This window comes from Alteromonas sp. 5NW40-0090, from assembly GCF_057552975.1.
In genome coordinates this window covers 240,843-260,601 of sequence record NZ_BAAJLT010000003.1, presented here as the reverse complement: position 1 = coordinate 260,601, position 19,759 = coordinate 240,843, and the positions used below count along the sequence as shown (strand labels likewise).

Genomic DNA, 19,759 nt, shown 5'->3' with positions numbered 1-19,759 from the left:
CTCTCTGTTACTCTGTTTCTATTGATACGCTTTGCAGACGTTTACCGTCTTTTAACTACGTAACAAGCCCGAGCAATGTCGGGCTTGTTAATTTCAATTAAAGGTCAACTTTTACCTTTTCCGAATTAAAGGCGCTACTTCTTCTTGGCTTTAGTCGCTGGCTTTTTAGCGGCTTGCTCCTGCCATTTGCCATTGTCGTACCACGCAGACCATCCTGTTGCTTTACCGTTGTCATTCTCAGACATCACGTATTGCTGTTTGGTCTTCCTGCTGTATCTAACTATTGCAGGGTTACCATCAGGGTCGGTTTGTGGCGCATCAGCAAGATAGTAGAATTTCGGCGAAATTCTATCTCTAAAGCGAGAAAGTTCTTCTACTTTCGGCGCACGAGTTTCACGCGACTTTGGAAAGTTATGCGCCGCTAGGAAGATTCCCGAAGCGCCATCGCGTAGCATAAAGTGCGCGTCAGACTTTTCACACGGAAGCTCAGGTAAATCTACCGGATCTTCTTTTGGCGGCGCAGCTTCGCCGTTTCTAAGTAGCTTACGAGTATTCTTACACTCTTCGTTGGTGCAGCCGAAGTATTTACCAAATCGACCGTTTTTAAGCTCCATATCGCTGCCACATTTGTCACACTCAATAATGGGGCCGTCATAGCCTTTTATCTTGAATGTGCCTGTTTCAACTAAGGTGCCATCACATGTTGGCGTGTTACCACACACATGAAGTTTACGGGTTTCGTCAACCAAATAACTATCCATCGCTGTGCCGCACTTAGGACAACGCTTTTTAGAACGAAGCGCTTCTGTTTCGAGCTCTTCTTCATCGTCCACTTTCACGACTTCATCACCAGGCGTTAAATTCATGGTGTTTGTGCAGCGCTCTTTCGGCGGTAAATTGTAGCCTGAACAGCCCAAAAATACGCCAGTTGACGCGGTTCTCACGTTCATTTCACGGCCGCATTTTTCGCATTCAACACCTGCAGGCACTGCCTGATTCAAGCGCATACCGCCTTCTTCAGGGTCTTTTTCGGCGTTTAACAGTTTTCCGTAGAAGCCGCTGTAAAAGTCGTTGAGCACATCTTTCCAATCTTTATTGCCTTCAGCAATATCATCAAGATGTTGCTCCATATTGGCAGTAAAGTCATAGCTCATTAAATCGTCAAAGTTTTCCATCAGACGATCATTTACGATTTCGCCCATTTTCTCGGCATAAAAACGCTTGTTTTCTAAGCGCACATAGCCGCGATCTTGGATCGTTGAAATAATGCTGGCGTACGTCGATGGACGACCAATACCGCGTTTTTCAAGCTCTTTTACCAATGAAGCTTCATTAAATCGCGCTACAGGTTTAGTAAAGTGTTGTTTAGGATCAAGCGCTTTTAAGTCAAGCACATCGCCTTTTTGCACATCAGGCAACATGAGCTCTTCGTCGCCTTTTTTGCGAAGCTGAGGCTGAACGCGAGTCCAACCATCGAACTTGAGTACGCGACCTTTTGCCGTCAGTTCGTAATCACCTGCCGCCACCTTGATAGTGGTTGCATCGTACTTAGCTGGAGTCATTTGACAGGCCACAAACTGGCGCCAAATAAGCTCGTAAAGACGCTGTGCATCGCGTTCCATATCGCCTAAACTCGCAGCACTAATGCTCACGTTTGAAGGGCGGATCGCTTCGTGCGCCTCTTGCGCTCCTTCTTTACTGCCGTAGCGATTTGGCGAATCAGGCAGGTACTTGTCACCAAAATTATCTGAAATGTACGCACGAGCACTGTCCAACGCCTCTTGGCTTAAATTGGTTGAATCCGTACGCATATAGGTGATGTAGCCCGCCTCATAAAGGCGCTGCGCCATCATCATGGTCTTTTTAACACCAAAGCCCAATCGAGTACTTGCCGCCTGTTGCAGCGTTGAGGTAATAAACGGTGCTGAAGGACGACTTTGCGTAGGCTTTGACTCTCGGCTTTCTACCGTGTAGTTAGCCCCTTCCAAGTCTGCAAGCGCTTTATCTGTTTCGGCCTTGTTTTTGGGCTTAAACGCATTACCCTGGTGCTTTGCCACCAACATGCGTAGTGCCGCTTTTTGCTGGCTGGTTAAATCTGCGTGTACGTCCCAAAATTCTTCAGGCACAAACGCTTTGATTTCTCGCTCACGCTCTACTACAAGCCTAACCGCTACCGATTGAACACGCCCTGCTGAGAGCCCTCGCGCAATTTTCTTCCACAGAAGTGGCGATACCATGAAACCTACAACACGGTCTAGGAATCGACGAGCCTGCTGCGCATTGACGCGAGAGATATTTAGTTCGCCCGGATCTGAAAACGCATCTTGAATCGCGTTTTTGGTAATTTCGTTGAACACTACCCGCTGATAGGTCTTATCTTTTTTGCCTAACAGCTCTTGTAAGTGCCATGCAATTGCTTCCCCTTCGCGGTCCAAATCGGTCGCGAGATAGATAGTATCGGCATCTTTGGCAAGTTTTTTAAGTTCGTTAACGACTTTCTCTTTACCCTGTAGCACTTGATAGTGGGCTTTCCAGTCTTTCTCTGGATCTACGCCCATTCTGTCTACAAGCTTCAAATATTCGTGACGGCGAAGATATTCTTGACGCTCTTCTTCGCTTAAAGTTTTGAGTTCTTTAGCCGGTTTTTTAGGCTCTACTTTGCCTAAAGCCTTCGTCGGAAGATCTCGCACGTGGCCAACCGAACTTTTTACGATAAAATTTTTACCAAGATATTTATTTATCGTTTTCGCTTTGGCTGGTGACTCGACTATGACCAGTGATTTTGCCATATAATTGAACTAAACCTATTGATTTTTAATGACTATTTACGTCAAATTCTGAAAATTGGAGGAGCCCAACACTATATATAGGGCACTCGCTCTTTTTTAACATATATCTACAAAGTGAATGGAAAACAAGATCTTCTTCATACTTATTCTTCTCTCCGCTCTAAACGCACACAAAAACTGTACATTAATTAAGCAGTGCGATTGGCATCGGTATTAAAAGCCGTATAATGCCAGCCATTCGAACCTGACCTAACAACCCGCTCAGGTTTAAAGACGTGCCATGTTTGACCCTGAACAAAATCAAAAGCGTTGCTATTGCTATCAACTTAATCGCAGCGTTTGTAAGAATGTAGCATATGGGGTCAACAGCCAAAACTACAAGAATGAGGGAAAGTATGAAGCAGTTTGAAGTTAACTTTGATGGTCTTGTTGGACCTACCCATAACTATGCCGGCTTATCGTTTGGCAATGTCGCTTCCCTGAACAATGCGAACGCAAAGAGCAGTCCTAAGCAGGCTGCAAAGCAAGGTCTTGCAAAGGCCAAAGCGCTAGCCGATATGGGAATGGTTCAAGGTGTATTAGCCCCGCAAGAACGTCCTGATATCGCTGCGCTCCGTCGATTAGGTTTTACCGGTTCTGATGCTCGCGTGCTAGAAAGCGCTGCAAAGCAGTCTCGCGAGATTTTCCTTGCATGTTGTTCTGCTAGTAGTATGTGGACTGCAAATGCCGCCACTGTGTCTCCTAGCGCCGATACTGCCGATGGTCGCGTTCACTTTACCCCTGCAAATTTAACGAACAAGTTTCATCGCTCGTTAGAGCCTCAGGTAACAGGCAATATTTTACGTGGCACTTTCGCTAATGAAAAGCACTTTGCTCATCACCAGCATTTGCCAGATAACGAGCATTTTGGTGATGAAGGTGCAGCCAACCACACGCGGCTTTGCAGCAACTATGGTCAGGCAGGAATAGAGTTGTTTGTTTATGGTCGTCATGCATTTGATACCAGCAAACCTGCACCAAAAAAATATCCGGCTCGCCAAACGCTTGAAGCATGCCAAGCAGTAGCTCGATTACACGGTCTGGACGACGATGGCGTAGTTTACATGCAGCAAAACCCAGACGTTATCGACCAAGGCGTATTCCACAACGATGTGATCGCTGTAGGTAACCAAAATGTATTGTTTTTCCATGAGCAAGCGTTTGCTCAAAAAGACGCAGGATTTAAAGAGCTTCAAGCCAAATTTGGTAGCGAACCGCTTCATTTTATTGAAGTACCGACTGCCGAAGTGTCTGTTCAAGATGCAGTAAAAACCTACTTATTCAATACGCAAATCATAACCCTTCCAAGCGGCGATATGACCATAATCGCGCCAACTGAATGTCAGGAAAACGAAGCCGTTAAGCGTTATTTAGACAAGCTAGTGACACTAGGCACACCGATCAAGTCGGTGAACTTTTTTGACGTTAAACAGAGTATGCGCAATGGCGGCGGCCCGGCATGTTTGCGTTTGCGCGTTGCAATGAATGACCAAGAACTTGCCGCGGTTAATCAAAATACCTTAATCAACGATACCCAGTTTGCTCGCTTAAATACCTGGGTCGACAAGCACTATCGTGATGAATTAGGTGAAGATGACTTGCGCGATCCGCAGTTGTTAATTGAATCTCGTACTGCGCTAGATGAGCTAACGCAAATTCTGAAGATTGGTTCGGTTTACCCGTTCCAGCAGGGCTAAGTGTGATTAGTAAGCCCGTTATTCGATTGAATAACGGGCTTTTTTATTTCTGACTTATGGTAAAGGTTCTTCTACGGGACATTCACCCGTTCCAAACGGATTAGCAGGTGGGCTCCTTCCTTCATCAGTTATATCGTCAGCAAGAATTTCTAATTGATACTTCATAGAAGCTTGGGCTTCACTTCCAGTTGATTGGCCAAACACAGTGATTTCAGCAAAATACCATACCGCGTAGCTTTCAGGGTAACGGTATTCAAGCTCAGCAAAACCATTTTCGTCCGTTACTCCATTATTTGAAAGAGTTACGGTACCGACGATACCAGGGGTCAATTGTTGGTCCTTATTCGTGTCTTCCCCCCCATCGAGTATCCCATTGTCATTTTTATCCTCGTTGTCACACTGGAAGACATCCACGACGTTCCAGATCGAGTCTACATCGTTGTAAACCCAGCGACCTTTCAAATAAACTCCATCTTCATTGTATTTAACAGGATTTATTGAAGCTGTAAGGTTAACGTCACTAACAGGACGACCTGATGAATCTGATACAAATACAGCAAACTTTTTGAGATATGATGTTGTGGAGGGCGTTTCTATTTCATTACCTGTCCCAATGACAATATCAAAAGCTCGCGCCCCAACGGTAAGTGCGACTTCATCAGAAATTGATTCGTCATCTGCAATCGAAGCAGTAATAATAACGGCCTCATTAGATGACACAGAACCTGAGGTAAACACTGTTGTTGCAATACCTTTGCTATCCGTAGTTGCTTGAGAGGGAGAAACAAAGCCTGTTGACACATCGGATACAGTAAAGTTCACCACGCTGTTTTTCACCAAGTTGTTGTTAGCATCCCTAACAACGGCGCTAATAGTGCTCGTTTGCCCATCTGGACCAAGGTTGTCTAATGTTGCATCAGCAATAATGGTCGCCGGCGTGGTTGCAATAAACTCAATTTGAGTGAGTGCTGAAACCAACACGTTTCCGCTTCCATCGCTTGCCGTTGCGGTAATTGAAGAGATGCCAGCATTGTTGGCGCTAATATCAATACTTGCTTGTCCTTCTGCGTCGGTTTGTACTGTTGAGTCGCCGTCAATTACGCCACGTGATGCGCTAAAGGTTACCTCTTGACCTACTACTGGCGTGTTGTCTTGACGCCACTGCACGGAAATAGTCTGTGTTTGCCCTAACGGCACTTCTTCTGTTGGTAAGTTAACGAAGTTAAACTCGTCTTGCTGTACCTGCACCGTAAAGCTTGTTTCAGCATTAAGTGCTGATGCCGTAATGGTATTTTCTCCAGAGGCAGATGCAGTATATGACACAGTAGCTTGACCATCAGCTCCGGTATTAACTGTGGTGCTGCTAAGCGTGCCATTAGTAGCGCTTAAGACGACATCTTTGTTATCGATAGGCTGGCCGTCGGAGTCTTGAAGACGGATAGTATAATCAACAGTATCATTTAAAATGACAGATGAGGCGCCATTAATAATTACTTCCGTTCCTCGAATCGTAATATCAACAGACTCAGTAAGACTGCCCGCGCCGGCTGTAATAGTAATCGTACGGTTTGATTTATCATTTTGCGACGTCAGTATTGCACGGGCGGTACCATCGGAAAGAGTAACCGGTTGCGTGAGCTGAAGCTCAACGCCATCGCCTGTCGCTGCCGAGAAGCTTACTTCAACCCCTTCCATCAACACGCTTTGCTCATTTTTAACTAATGCAATGAGTTCGACTTCATCGCTTCCGCTTGAAGCCAGCTGAATATTGTCAGCGAAAAGCTCCAAAGATGCCGGGTCTTCACTTACCGTTGCACTGCCTTCAGAACTAAAAGTCGTGGAGTCTGTTTCACCAGTAGGTAAAGTCGCTGTCACTTCACCGTCACCAGACGCGCTTCCCACCGACATACCTATTGTTGCAACACCTTCTGCATTGGTAAGTGCTGTTGCTGTGTCGTTTGAAAAGGTAGCCAGCTCATCGTTACTTAATGAAAAGGTAAGCAGGAGATCTGCCTGAGGCTCGCCCAATGAATTAGTTACCGTTGCAACTGCTGTCAAAGCATTGCTCGATGAAAGGTTGTTATCAGCCTCGCCGCTATCATTTTGCAACGAGAGAGAAACGCTAATTGTAGAAGGGTCTGTGCTGGTAACTGCGGTCGCAGAAAACGTGGTAGTTCCTGTTTCGCCACTGCCTAGCGCTGCGGTAATTTCTCCATCCCCCGAAGCCGTGCTTGCATCTAAACGAATTCTGGCGACACCGCTTGAGTTAGTTCTTGCCGTGCCGGTATCATTGCCAAACTCGGCAAGTTCTTCGTTACTTAGGGTGAAAGTTAGCAGAGCATCTGAGTGCGGATTCCCGTCTTCATCTGTTACAGTCGCTACCGCAAACAGGCTGTTGTTTTCTGATAAATTGTTGTCGCTTGCGCCACTTTCATTTTCTAACGATAAGGCAATTGAATAGGTAGGCGTGGTTGTACCGCCGTCTCCGCTTCCATTATCCGTGTTATCCCGAGAGACTGAAGAGCCGCCCCCACCACATGCTGTTAGCATAAATATTGCGCTAATTAAGCTTAGCACTCTCGCTAATGTCGACATAATTCGTTCCTGAACCTCTTTTATTGACAATTGCGTCGTTTTTTATGTTTAAAAATCAACTGAATCTGGCACACTACGAAAGATTAAAAATATAAAAATGCACAGGAAACATTAATGTCTTCATCTGCACACAAATATAGTTTAACCGCTCGCATATTTATCGGCATGGCTGCCGGTATCTTGACTGGTGTCTTTCTCCAATTATTATTTGATGATAGCGGAGATTTTACTTTTTCGATATTCGGTTTAGAGCTCTCAACGTATAACATTCTTGTCGAAGGTATATTTTCTACTCTCGGACAAATATTTATCGCTAGCTTAAAAATGCTGGTGGTTCCCCTCGTCTTCGTTTCCCTTATTTGCGGAACAAGTACCTTATCAGATCCAAGCAAGCTAGGAAGACTTGGCGCTAAGTCAGTCGGACTCTATGTTGTCACAACCGCAATTGCCATAACACTAGCCATGAGTATAGCTTTAGTTGTTTCTCCAGGTGACGGACTGAACCTTACCACTGAAACCACGTTCCAAGCGAAAGAAGCACCTAGCCTGTCAGACGTTATTGTTAACATGTTTCCTAGCAACCCTATAAACTCAATGGCACAGGGCAATATGCTTCAGATCATTGTTTTTGCAGTACTCTTTGGTATAGCAATGGCGATGACGGGTGACGCGGGCAAACGCCTTACCGCTATCTTTGAAGATATTAATACGGTAATCATGCGTTTGGTGACAATCATCATGAACCTAGCGCCATACGGCGTGTACGTGTTGATGGCCAAGCTATTTTCAACGATAGGCGGCGAAACTATATTAAGTTTGGCGAAGTATTTCTTCTTAGTATTTGGCGTGTTAATTCTTCACGGCCTCGTCACCTACTCTGTTCTGCTAAAAGCCTTGTCAGGGCTTAACCCCATTATCTTGATGAAGAAAATGCGCGACGCTGCACTTTTCGCTTTTAGTACGTCGAGCAGCAGCGCGACTCTGCCAGTTACTATGGAAACCGCTAAAAACAAATTGGGTGTAGGTAACTCAGTTTCATCATTCACGCTACCTTTAGGTGCAACAATTAACATGGATGGTACCGCCATCATGCAAGGCGTTGCTACGGTATTCATTGCCCAGGTGTACGCCGTCGATTTAAGTCTAAGTGACTATATGATGGTAGTGTTGACGGCCACGCTTGCTTCTATCGGAACCGCTGGTGTACCTGGTGTTGGCCTTATAATGCTTGCAATGGTGTTGCAGCAAGTGAATTTACCCGTTGAAGGTATAGCGCTTATTATCGGCGTAGATAGGCTATTAGATATGACACGTACGGCAGTAAACATTACGGGAGACTGTATGGTGTCTTGTGTGGTTGCGAAGAGCGAAGGCGCATTAGATGAAAGTGTCTACAACGACCCTAAAGCAGGGTTAAAACAAGAAGATGTTGATTTCGAACACTTCGAAAGGAACAAATAGCTAAGACTTAGCGCCAGTTGTGTGTAATGCTCACACAAAGCCAGTGTTGCAGCAGCGTACAAGCTAACCATAAAACAAGGCCAGCATTATTTGCCGGCCTTATTTTTTGCTGTCGTACTCCATGAGTTTAACTACAGCCGTTACCCACATTAATTGGATACCGCCTTTGTGCCAGAAAAACCATCAGTTTGTCCATATGGCCAAAAAGCAAAGCCTAGACAAACTAACATAAGGTTTAACAAGCTGGCGCGTTATTGACTAGTGAAGCGCTGAAGACGGCGACACTTTTGCTGCTTTTTGCGCCGGATATAAAGTTGCGCCAATACTCAAAAGAATGGCGACCACAACTGTTATCACAACATCTTGCCAATGTAAGCTTGAAGGTAGAAAGTCAATAAAATATATATCTCCGGAGAGTATCTCTACTCCTAAGGCTGCTTCGATAAATCGAACAATATCTGAAAGATTTGGTGCGACGAGTAAGGCAAGCGTTACGCCAACTACGATACCAATGAGTCCGTTAATGGCCCCCTGCAATACAAAAGTTCTACGTATTAAGCGGTCAGAGGCTCCCATTGTTTTCAATATCGCAATAGCGGCTTGTTTGTCTCTAACAGCCATAACTAATGACGACACTATGTTAAAACAAGCTACAGATATAACAAGAATAAGCGCTATATAGACCACAGCCCTAACAAGCTGAATGTCGTTATATAAATGCCCTTGGGTACGTGTCCAATCAGACATATAAACGGCTTGGGGGTAGCTATAACCAATATCTCGCATGATATCGTAGGCAGAAAATGGGTCATTAAGAGTAAATTGAATACCCTGGGCTTTAGAGATAATACCGATGGAGTCCGATGCCGTCGCTAAATGCATTAGCCCAAGTTGGTTGTCTAACTCTCCGCCAACAGACAGTATACCTGCGATAGTTAACGTAATGGAGCGAGGCGCTTTAAAGGTTAAATCTTGAGTAGTTTGGGGAATCAATACTTGCACAGTGTCCCCAATGGCTAGGCCCATCGATGACATGATGCCCTTACCTACAATGAGGCCATTTTCTTGCGCTGAAAACCGTTCCCAGTCCTCATTCGCCACCCTTTCGGCATATTTATCGGCAACTTGAGTTACCGGAATACCTGTTACGCTAATGGCTTTTAACTCACCTTTCGACTGCAGCATACCCGTTAAACGTGTGTAGGGCGTCACAGATGCAATTCTGCTATCTTGGGAGAACCGGTAAAGCTGTGCATCTAGATTCTCGATTCCACTCTCGCTTTTGCTGTATATCTCTCCGTGAGGGACTACGCTCAAAATACGACTTGTCAGTTCTTTTTCGAAACCGTTCATAACGCTTAGCAAAACGATAAGTACGAAACAGCCTAACCCTATCCCTATGGTAGAAGACATTGAGATGAAGGAGATAAAGCGCTGTTCTGAACGTGTCTTCCTAAATCTTTTAGCCAGTTCAAGGGCGAGCATTTTGCTCCTCCTTTGACAGTACTTCACTGACTAACCGGCCATCTTTAATTTTCAACACCCTGTCCATTTTTCCAGCAAGAGCAATATCGTGAGTCACCACCACAAAAGCAGTGCCCTTCTTCTCGCTTAAACTTGTCAAAAGCTTATAAATTTGTTCACCCGTAGAATCATCCAAATTCCCGGTAGGCTCATCTGCGAGCACAACAGAGGGTTCGGTTACTAATGCCCGTGCTATTGCCACACGCTGTCTTTCGCCTCCCGACATCGTCGAGGGTAAATGGTCCGCTCGATGGGAAAGTCCAACTTCGTCTAACATAACCTTAGCTTTACTGTGCGCTGCTTTTGTCGGCAGGCCTCTTATTCTCAGCGGCATGGCTACGTTTTCTAGCGCAGTGAATTCACCAAGCAAATGGTGGAACTGATAAATGAAGCCCATTTCGTCATTGCGAAGTTTCGCCAGCGCATTACCACTTAATTTACCCAATGATTTACCATTGAATTCAACATCGCCACTAGAAGGCTTATCTAATCCCCCAAGTATATGTAATAGCGTACTTTTCCCCGAGCCAGAGCTACCCAATATGGCAACATGTTCACCAGTTTTTATTGAAAGAGAGACATCGTGTAAAACGGGGGTGGCATTACTGCCATCTTGATAGGTTTTGTAAATATTGCGGCAAATTAGCACGTCCTGCATGCGACTGTTCTTCTTAATTTTCCAGACGGTGAATGGTAGCGCTAAACACTACCAACACCAACTGAAAAATAACAGCGCTAAAACGTGTTATGTGTGTCTTGTACGCTTTTAGCTAACAAATCGGCAGACTGAGGCTTGCCAAACAACCACCCTTGCCCAAAGCCAATGGTTAAACTTTTCAGCTCATTGCATTGCTCTATGTTCTCAACGCCTTCGGCAATCAAGTCAACATTAAGTCCTTCAGCAATACTGACAATGTGCGGGATGAGTGATGAGCGAATACTGTTATCTTCCATATCCATTACGAAACTTCGGTCAATTTTAAGATAGTCACAGTTCAATGTTTTAAGCTGACTTAAGTTGGAGTAACCAACACCAAAATCGTCAATAGCAAACAAGAACCCTTTGCTTTTGAGAGACTTGATATGTTTAACGGCACTATGAGTAGCTATCTGTTCGTCCTCAGTAATTTCCAAAACCAACTTAAAGTTTTTGACGTTCATCTCAAGAACAAAATCTAAGTCTAAACAATCTTCTCTTGTGAAATCAAAAGGGAAAAGATTAAACGATACTTTGAACCCTTCAGGAATATTCGTGTTTTCGTTAAGCTCTTTCATTGCTGTTGTTATCATATCTACGGTGAATTCCCACGTCATATCTTGCTCTTTGACTTGAGGAATAAACTCATCAGGATAAATAGGCCCGAATTCGTCTTCAAACCTACTCAGTACTTCACAACCAATTACTTTGCCGGTATCTAAATCAACGAAAGGCTGATAGAGGCTATAGAACTTATGTTCTTTCAAGCCTTTGCTCACACGAGATTCCAAAGAGCGGCGACGGCGTAAATAATTAAACATTACCATATGCGTTAACGCTGCGGTCATCAACATAGCAAAGACAAATAAGACGATTTTGCCTGAGTGTAAATCTAATACTCTCCCGTGATCAGATTTCACTTTTAAGCACGTGTTGTTGTAGCGCTCGTCACACAATATAAATTGTAATGAGAAATATCCAGTGCGCGCATCCATTTCATCCTCACTAAGTCTTGTGTCAACCAAGCCAGGATTACCTGCTATATGATAAAATTGATCGCCATTGTAAAAAAGCTGCCAATCTTGTGTGTAGCTATAGCCAATTACACTGTCCATGTCTAATACGGCGTTGTAGCGCCCACGCTGTACAATGGTGCCCGTAGCCTGCTTATCGAAAAGTTGCAGAGGTGTATTTATCCAGAATGCATCGCCAAGCTGTGTATAAAAGTCGGGCTCAATTTCTTTAAACGGCGTATCTATAATACCAAGATAAGTACTACACTTAAGTTCATTATTCTCATAAAAACCAATCTCTTTTACAAAACGAGACCGGAATAAGGTTTTGCGCATTTCGGCCAAATTATCGAGCTCGCAGGACTGGTAGGGCAGTGCGTTAAGGTAATCGAGAGTAATTTCAGCATCTCTGAAGACGAGACGAACATTATCCAGAATTTCTTTGGCTCGGCTTTCTTCTTGTTCTTTGATAAACACAAACATAACGATGGCAAGGATAAGTGTTACCAAGGCTACGCTTAATAGAGAAACGCCAATCGCTTTTAAGTTATCTGCAAGGAAATACCGTTTTTGATCGCTTTTATTCATAGTTTCCATTGTTATTAAGCACTAACGCCCTAACTGTAGTACAGATTCAAAAAAACACACTACGACTTTAGGTCACATGTTACTGTTTGTTGAGTAGTTTTTGACGTAACGCCGTTGAGTGCATGATATTGGCCTGCATAAGGCAAGGTGTTCAAACAACGAAAGATAGAAGCAATGTAAAAATTGGAAAGACGTATTTGAAATAAGAAAAGTGAAATACTGGCGACGTACTTAATTTATGATAGGAGAAGATAGATGTAATTTGGAGATAACCCCGAACGGGGAACTTGTTATAAAAAACATATCATTAATGGCGGAGCGGACGGGACTCGAACCCGCGACCCCCGGCGTGACAGGCCGGTATTCTAACCAACTGAACTACCGCTCCGCATAATGGGAAGCGCGCTTTTCGATTAATGGCGGAGCGGACGGGACTCGAACCCGCGACCCCCGGCGTGACAGGCCGGTATTCTAACCAACTGAACTACCGCTCCATATAATCGAGATTGCGCTGTATAACTAAATGGCGGAGCGGACGGGACTCGAACCCGCGACCCCCGGCGTGACAGGCCGGTATTCTAACCAACTGAACTACCGCTCCGAAGACATTTAATTATACCATTGAAAGCGTGGCGGAGCGGACGGGACTCGAACCCGCGACCCCCGGCGTGACAGGCCGGTATTCTAACCAACTGAACTACCGCTCCACATCTTCAATGTTATCAGTAAGTTGACTTGGCTGTTGTTGCCCTGTCCCCTGACTGCGGCGCAGATAATACGTATTCCCCCATGTGTAGTCAACGCTTTTTATTAATAAAATTGTCATCTGCGGTTTGTTTGCCTGTTAAATAGGCATTATGTCGAAATAAAATTCAAACTGGGTGATTTAGCAACACTTCATCACATGATTAATAAAAGGGATTTAGGGCTTTTCAGATTTGTCCCCTTTCTTAAACATGCCTAATAGCTTTTGAAAACCTTTTGGCGCTTCCTCCATGGAAAGATCGGCATCTGTCGTGGTTTGAGCTTGCTTTGTTGGTGTGGGCGACGATTTTGAAGACGTGCGCTTTTTGCGCATAAAAATAATAACAACGGCAGCAATCACGCCGATCAGCACAATTGAACCGTTCACCGCAATTAATATCATCGTCAAGGTACCGTCATCCATTTCATCTTGCGAAGACTGACCGTCTGGCGTCATGGACGCGGGGTTCATTTTTGGCGATGCAACTAAGGGCGCACTTCCGTCGACTATTGGGTCTTTTCCATTTATTAAAGGATCTTCAACTTCAGGCTCTTGGGGCCCATCAGCCACAAAACTAAATTCAGGCACATCTAAAATGAAGTCTCGCCCATTCACTGTTGTTCCATACGCCGTAACCTTTACTCTAAAAATGCCTTCCTCATAGGCAACAATTAGATGCTCACGAGGATCACTCCCCCCTTCAGTTAAAGAAAAGTTCTGCATGTCTGCATTAGGGAACTTTACTTTTCCATCCACAAGTAAAGACTCAATATCCACGAGTTCCCTATCAACATCAATTATGATCTTGTGGTAGCCATCACCACCGCCATTCATTTCGACGTCAATAGAAACAGGGTTATTATGTAAAACAACCGGTTGGCTTTCTTGCTCACGGGTGTACATGGGAGTAATAACACGAAAAACGGGCTTCCACTCACCCGCCGGTATTTTTAAATTAAATTGCCCGGTAAAGACACCATCTGCTGGGCGCTCGTCCATTCCTCGGCCGTCGTCTTGAAACGTAGCAATGTTTTGATCGCCTGTACCGAAATTTCCGAAGTTAGGATTGTTTGTGCTTTTAAACTCAATATCGAGCTCAACCACATCTCTAAACTGCTTGTTATCAATCGGCTCGCCGTTATTAGTGAGATAAGCCGTAGATTTTAAAATTTCACCGGCAAACAAAACGTCAGGTAACGGGTCCGCATGTAACTCAATGCTCGATATCACCATAACGCGGCTCTCTGGCAACACTTGACCAACAGCCTGCCACGGCCCAGGAACTGGGTTTTTAATGGTGATCATGTCGAAGGTGTCGGCATCGAACCACTCTACTTTCTCTTCGTCCACTCGCCCTTGAAACAGTTTAGAGCCATCAGGCCTTACAAGTACTACGGGGGCAGAGCCATATTCTCTGAAGAAAACCATAGTGATTTCTTCAACGTTATAATCGACGCGAAATCGGTTTTGTAGGAGTTTGATTGAATTTGTGTAGCTATCGCCTAAGTCAGTAAGCGGCGAGGTATCAACATTTTGATTATTCGACTGAGGGTTTTGTACCGCACTATCTGCTAGCTGCCTTGCAGCATCGCGCTCGTCCTCTTGCGACTGAGCGCCAGCGGTTAAGTGTATAAACAATGATAAAAGAATTACCCAATAAAACCACACTCTCACGCTACGCTGCTCCTGCATTGTTTGGCTACTTTATTTCTATTTGATTATGTTTTGCTAAGACACCTCTTCAGGCTGAGGACGCCATAAGCATTTGCCACCCGCTTTTTCCACTATGTCCAAGCGAGCCTCGTGCTGTGTTATTTCATCGGCGGTAGCTTTAATAACCTTTAATTTATTTGCGCTTCGCTTAACTCTTCGTATCGCGGTGGAATCGGCATCACTGCCAGAGCTAGATGCTAGTTTAAGTTTGGTCTGCCCACCGGTCATTAACAGGTAAACATCTGCCAGAATTTCCGCATCCAGCAAAGCGCCGTGAAGAGTTCGATGACTGTTGTCTATACCATAGCGCTTACAGAGCGCATCGAGGTTGTTTTTCTGGCCAGGGTGCATTTGGCGAGCAAGGGTCAACGTATCAAGTACATCACAGATTTGATTGGTGATAACGCCCTTTGTTGAAGTTTCCATGCCAAACTCGTGATCCATAAAGCCCACGTCGAAGGGGGCGTTGTGAATAACAAGTTGTGCCCCTTTGATAAAGCTAACAAACTCCTGAGCCACCTGAGAAAATGTTGGCTTGTCGGCAAGAAATTCATTGGTTATACCGTGAACTTCAATTGCCTCTTGTTCAATGTGACGGCCTGGGTTGATGTAAACGTGAAAGTGATTCCCCGTCAAACGGCGGTTAACCACTTCAACACACCCTATTTCGATAATGCGGTGGCCTTCTTTGGGGTCAATACCTGTGGTTTCAGTATCGAGAACAATTTGGCGCATGGAACCTCTACTATAATTGCACTTTCATTTTTTGATAGTATATCAATCCCTTCGCAATCCGCTAAGGGAAAAGATACGATAAATTACGCTAGTTAAATCTAAGGAAACACTGTGGCTCAAAAGACCATTCATATATACACCGACGGCTCGTGCTTGGGTAATCCAGGGCCGGGCGGGTACGGTGCTGTGTTAATTTATAAGCAACACAGAAAAGAGTTGAGCGATGGCTTTGCCCACACCACTAACAATCGCATGGAACTCTTAGCCCCTATCGAAGCACTTAATAGCCTAAACGAACCGTGCAACGTCGAATTAACCACCGACAGTCAGTACGTAAAAAACGGCATTAATCAGTGGATCCATAACTGGCGCAAAAATGGTTGGCGAACGGCTGACAAGAAGCCAGTAAAGAATGCAGATTTGTGGCAACGTTTAGATGAAGCGGTAAAAAAGCACAAGATAAACTGGCATTGGGTGAAAGGCCATTCGGGTCACCCTGAAAACGAGCGCTGTGATGATCTTGCACGCGGTGCTGCAGAGGCAAACCCAACAAAGCCTGATGAAGGCTTTGTTGGAAAGTAGTATACCTCAGCGAAGCGTCTTTACTACGAGCATTACTAAAAGCTCTCACCGATAGCTTTTATCAAAGACGTTTACCACGAAAGCACCAACTTGCCCTGTGTGTCGTTGTTTTCCAATCGCGCATGAGGCTTGTCGATATCATCAATGCTGTAATGGGTATCGATGTTTACATTTAGCTCTTTATTTTCAAAAGCGGGCAAACATACGTTGGAAAAGTCACGTATCAAGTCCGCTTTATACTCGTCACTCCGGTTTCTCAGTGTAGTTCCAATAATCGAGGCTCTTTTACCTAACAGCATTGCCATGTCGAGGTTGTCGGCGTAACGTCCTGCGAGCATAGCTAAATAAACCACTTTTCCATCTTGCTTTAGTATTTTGAGGTTTCGATTTAAGTAGTCGCCACCTACCATATCAAGCACCATATCAACCCCTTCAGGCCACACTTTTTTAAGAACGTCATCAAACTGCTGCTTTTTGTAGTTAATAAGGTGTTCTGCACCATTGTTTTCACAAAGGGTAAGCTTATCTTGGCTTGACGCTGTTACGGCACTATGTACGCCCCAATATCGACATAGCTGAGTGGCGGCCAACCCCACCCCACTTGCACCACCATGAATTAACGCCCGTTCAGCCGGTTTAATATGCGCGATTGTGCGTAAGCACTGAAAAGCCGTAAGAAATACTTCAGCCAAACCCGCAGCTTCAAAAAACGGCATACTTTTAGGGATAGGCATTAAGTGCGCTGGATTAACAATGACTTCAGTGGCATAGCCGCCACCGGCAACCAAACCAAATACTTCATCTCCCTCTTTAAAGGTACTCACATCACGGGCAACTTCCGTTACGACGCCAGCGACCTCTAATCCGAGGATTTCACTTTCCCCTGGCGGAGGTGGATAGTTGCCTTGACGCTGCAACGTATCTGCTCGATTTACACCGAATGCTTTGACCTCTACTTTTACTTTTCCTGATGTTAGCGATAAACCTTCGCATTCCTTAACAACCAACTCGCTTGGGGTACATCCCTTTTCAAAATCCACATAGCGCATACTTTGCACCTAATCCTAGTCTTAAAATTTTAATCGTAATGTGTCTACGTACATCAATAACAATCAGTTTGGGTTTCTTATGAGTTTATACCAATCCGGATTGGTATTATTAAACACAGAACCTCTGAAAATGCGTATAATCGCGGCCATTACCGTAAGCATCTAGAATGGCTTACATCAAATATATATTGTTTAAACTACCACGAGAGCCTACATGTCAGCACAGGTCATATTACAACCATCCAGAGATAAATCACTTCGCCGTAAACACCCGTGGATTTTCGAGAGCGCCGTGGCTGAGCTAAAAGGCCGTGCTCGGGTTGGCGATACGGTAGATGTTTTCGACTCTGAAGGCGACTGGTTAGGGCGAGGCGCTTACTCGCCAAACTCAAAAATTCGCGTTCGCATGTGGACGTTTAAAAAAGAAGAAAGCATTGATAATGGCTTTTTCCTGCGCCGCTTAGAAACTGCGCTAAGCCTTCGTAAGCGCTTGTTTGACCCAACCAAAACGAATGCGTTTCGTTGGGTAGCGTCTGAAAGTGATGGTCTTCCCGGTATTACCATTGATCTCTACGACAATGTGGCCGTGGTACAGCTTCTTAGCGCTGGCGGTGAAAAGCACCGAAATAAGATTGTATGGGCAATCACCAAGCTAATGCCTGATGTTCACATCTATGAGCGCAGTGACGTTGATGTACGTAAAAAAGAAGGGCTAGAGCCTGTAACAGGCGTGCTTCACGGCGAGCCACCAATGCAGGTTACAGTAAAAGAAAACGGTATTAATATCGTTGTTGATATAGAACACGGTCATAAAACCGGTTTTTATCTCGATCAGCGTGATAGCCGTGCCGCCGCTGCACATTACGCGAAAGATGCTGACGTACTCAACTGTTTTAGCTACACAGGCACGTTCTCGTGTTATGCCCTTTCAGGTGGTGCCAAGTCAGTGACTAACGTTGATGTGTCTCAACCAGCTTTAGATTTGGCTAAACATCATGTGGCAATTAATGGATTAAGTGAGGACAAAGCGCATTTCGTCAACAAAGATGTATTTAAAGCGCTTAGAGAGTATCACGAGCAGGGCAAACTGTTCGATATGGTCATACTCGATCCACCAAAGTTTGTTGACAGTAAAGCTACACTAAATCGCGCTGCCCGCGGCTATAAAGACATTAATATGTATGGTATCCATGCGGTCAAATCTGGTGGGTTGTTGCTGACTTTTAGCTGTTCAGGTCTTATGCCTGCCGATTTATTCCAGAAGGTTGTTGCCGACGCCGCCCTTGATGCTGGCCGTACTATAAAAATCATTGCAAGACTAAATCAAGCATCTGACCACCCTATCATTGGTAGCTACCCTGAAGGCTACTATTTGAAAGGTCTAGTTTGTGAAGTCACCGACGATTAGAAATGAAAAAGCGCCCTCGTTGTTACAAGAACGTGGGCGCTGATTTCACTTATTGAATTAACAATAGGTTATGCAAATAGCTTAGAAAGCGGACAATAAACCTTACATTTTAAGAAGCGAAGGTTACATCATTTTTGGAAAAGCCATTCGATAGCTGCAGTGAAGACTCACTTGCTTGCCCTTCAGTAACCTCCTCTTTACTCTCCAATTTTTTCCATACCATTTCGTGGAAATAAAATGCTACGGTATTAATCGCTGGCTCGACCAAGGCCACCGCACCGCCCACTATTAGGCTACCTGTTAGTAAGTAAGCAACGGTGAAGGCAACCGAAAAGTGCATGACTGCAAAGGTAAATGTCTTTTTCATAATAATCGCTCTCTCAAATGTTTAAATTTGTTTGCTTTCGCTTTAATGAGAATTATTATCAATTGAAGATAGAAGTTAAAATAGAAAAAATTGAACGGCTTATTCGGAATACTGAATGAAAATAATGAGTAATGATGTCGTCATTTCTCGGGGGTTACCCATAAAGACTGGTAGTCAGTGTAATCTCGGCGAATAAATCAATGTCGAAAGTACTGCAAAACAATTTCTCGTGTATTACGACTGAATTGGGCGAAGGGGGGAGCTTCGCCTAAGTAACAGAAAAGTGACTACTTCATCTGAGAAATTTCAACACCTATTATGCAACTAGACTCAGATTCAGGCTTACAGCGCACAACAGTCGCCAACGCGGCCAAGGAGGGTATTTGAGAACTAGATGATTCGATAGCAACACTCACCTGAGTGCCTACTTCAATCGAGGGTTCATCAACCTCTAAAGACATACCAGTAGCGCTGATATCTCTACACATTGCCTGCATGGTGCGGCTCGACTCATCGTCAGTAATTTGCAACTGACACGGCGAATTTACCATCATCCTGAAAAAATTTCGCTTATCGTCGTATCCCAACATGTCTACTTCTCCCGATTTTTAGCTTTACGCTTTCGACTACACTGTTGTTATAGGGTGATGACGATAACTTGTCAATCGAACTGTCCAAAATTTATTCAGCAATGTTGTAAAAATGATATTGGTCTTACCTCAATCGTACGTTGAAATGCAGAGCCATTGGATAATTG

At 44.5% G+C, this 19,759-nt stretch carries 15 protein-coding genes and 4 tRNA genes; 4 read left to right on the top strand and 15 right to left on the bottom strand.

Annotated features, from left to right (window positions below; all coding sequences use genetic code 11):
* Positions 1-134: 134 nt before the first annotated feature.
* Positions 135-2,789, bottom strand: coding sequence for a type I DNA topoisomerase (gene topA / locus AC27KT_RS05130; RefSeq protein WP_487127958.1), 2,655 nt, complete (start codon positions 2,787-2,789; stop codon positions 135-137).
* Between the two features lie 395 nt (positions 2,790-3,184).
* Here topA and astB point away from each other — a divergent pair, with 395 nt between their 5' ends.
* The gene (gene astB / locus AC27KT_RS05125) at positions 3,185-4,525 is read left to right on the top strand and encodes an N-succinylarginine dihydrolase (protein WP_487127956.1); all 1,341 of its coding nucleotides are present in this window, start codon (positions 3,185-3,187) and stop codon (positions 4,523-4,525) included.
* 54 nt (positions 4,526-4,579) lie between these two features.
* On the opposite strand, the gene AC27KT_RS05120 is transcribed toward astB, so the two are convergent.
* On the bottom strand, positions 4,580-7,120 hold the full coding sequence (locus AC27KT_RS05120) for a beta strand repeat-containing protein (protein ID WP_487127954.1): 2,541 nt from the start codon (positions 7,118-7,120) through the stop codon (positions 4,580-4,582).
* Positions 7,121-7,234: 114 nt separating this feature from the next.
* Here AC27KT_RS05120 and AC27KT_RS05115 point away from each other — a divergent pair, with 114 nt between their 5' ends.
* Positions 7,235-8,581 (top strand): dicarboxylate/amino acid:cation symporter, encoded by a 1,347-nt coding sequence (locus AC27KT_RS05115; protein ID WP_039223919.1) that lies wholly within the window; start codon positions 7,235-7,237, stop codon positions 8,579-8,581.
* A gap of 258 nt (positions 8,582-8,839) precedes the next feature.
* On the opposite strand, the gene lolE is transcribed toward AC27KT_RS05115, so the two are convergent.
* The 10 genes from lolE to dnaQ form a co-directional block, all read right to left on the bottom strand.
* Entirely contained in the window at positions 8,840-10,066 is a 1,227-nt protein-coding gene (gene lolE, locus AC27KT_RS05110; protein WP_487127952.1) for a lipoprotein-releasing ABC transporter permease subunit LolE, read from the bottom strand.
* A complete protein-coding gene (lolD, locus tag AC27KT_RS05105) occupies positions 10,053-10,763 on the bottom strand; it encodes a lipoprotein-releasing ABC transporter ATP-binding protein LolD (protein WP_487127950.1) in 711 nt (236 codons plus the stop codon). Before lolD ends, lolE begins: the two co-directional genes overlap by 14 nt.
* Positions 10,764-10,840: 77 nt before the next feature.
* Positions 10,841-12,403, bottom strand: a complete 1,563-nt coding sequence (locus AC27KT_RS05100; RefSeq protein WP_487127948.1) for an EAL domain-containing protein — start codon at positions 12,401-12,403, stop codon at positions 10,841-10,843.
* Positions 12,404-12,714: 311 nt separating this feature from the next.
* A tRNA-Asp gene (locus AC27KT_RS05095) sits at positions 12,715-12,791 on the bottom strand.
* 29 nt (positions 12,792-12,820) lie between these two features.
* A tRNA-Asp gene (locus AC27KT_RS05090) sits at positions 12,821-12,897 on the bottom strand.
* A gap of 30 nt (positions 12,898-12,927) precedes the next feature.
* Positions 12,928-13,004 (bottom strand) — tRNA-Asp (locus tag AC27KT_RS05085).
* Between the two features lie 29 nt (positions 13,005-13,033).
* Positions 13,034-13,110: transfer RNA gene (locus AC27KT_RS05080), tRNA-Asp, on the bottom strand.
* Positions 13,101-13,229, bottom strand: coding sequence for a hypothetical protein (locus tag AC27KT_RS05075; protein WP_487127946.1), 129 nt, complete (start codon positions 13,227-13,229; stop codon positions 13,101-13,103). The genes AC27KT_RS05080 and AC27KT_RS05075 overlap by 10 nt, the downstream gene beginning before the upstream one ends.
* A 96-nt stretch (positions 13,230-13,325) precedes the next feature.
* Entirely contained in the window at positions 13,326-14,822 is a 1,497-nt protein-coding gene (locus tag AC27KT_RS05070) for a TIGR03503 family protein (RefSeq protein WP_487127944.1), read from the bottom strand.
* A gap of 54 nt (positions 14,823-14,876) precedes the next feature.
* On the bottom strand, positions 14,877-15,596 hold the full coding sequence (gene dnaQ, locus AC27KT_RS05065) for a DNA polymerase III subunit epsilon (RefSeq protein ID WP_136781242.1): 720 nt from the start codon (positions 15,594-15,596) through the stop codon (positions 14,877-14,879).
* A gap of 111 nt (positions 15,597-15,707) precedes the next feature.
* On the opposite strand from dnaQ, the gene rnhA reads away from it, so the two are divergent.
* Positions 15,708-16,178 carry a ribonuclease HI gene (rnhA, locus tag AC27KT_RS05060; RefSeq protein ID WP_014949181.1) on the top strand — a complete coding sequence of 157 codons (471 nt, stop codon included), beginning with the start codon at positions 15,708-15,710 and terminating at the stop codon, positions 16,176-16,178.
* A gap of 71 nt (positions 16,179-16,249) precedes the next feature.
* Here the strand turns inward: rnhA and AC27KT_RS05055 are convergent, their stop codons facing one another.
* The gene (locus AC27KT_RS05055; protein WP_487127941.1) at positions 16,250-17,227 is read right to left on the bottom strand and encodes an NAD(P)H-quinone oxidoreductase; all 978 of its coding nucleotides are present in this window, start codon (positions 17,225-17,227) and stop codon (positions 16,250-16,252) included.
* A 214-nt stretch (positions 17,228-17,441) separates the two neighbouring features.
* Here AC27KT_RS05055 and AC27KT_RS05050 point away from each other — a divergent pair, with 214 nt between their 5' ends.
* The gene (locus tag AC27KT_RS05050; RefSeq protein ID WP_487127939.1) at positions 17,442-18,635 is read left to right on the top strand and encodes a class I SAM-dependent rRNA methyltransferase; all 1,194 of its coding nucleotides are present in this window, start codon (positions 17,442-17,444) and stop codon (positions 18,633-18,635) included.
* A gap of 109 nt (positions 18,636-18,744) precedes the next feature.
* On the opposite strand, the gene AC27KT_RS05045 is transcribed toward AC27KT_RS05050, so the two are convergent.
* Together AC27KT_RS05045 and AC27KT_RS05040 are read right to left on the bottom strand one after the other, a co-directional pair.
* Positions 18,745-19,002, bottom strand: coding sequence for a DUF2061 domain-containing protein (locus tag AC27KT_RS05045; RefSeq protein WP_487127937.1), 258 nt, complete (start codon positions 19,000-19,002; stop codon positions 18,745-18,747).
* 287 nt (positions 19,003-19,289) lie between these two features.
* The gene (locus AC27KT_RS05040; RefSeq protein WP_039223891.1) at positions 19,290-19,592 is read right to left on the bottom strand and encodes a PilZ domain-containing protein; all 303 of its coding nucleotides are present in this window, start codon (positions 19,590-19,592) and stop codon (positions 19,290-19,292) included.
* Between the last annotated feature and the right edge of the window lie 167 nt (positions 19,593-19,759).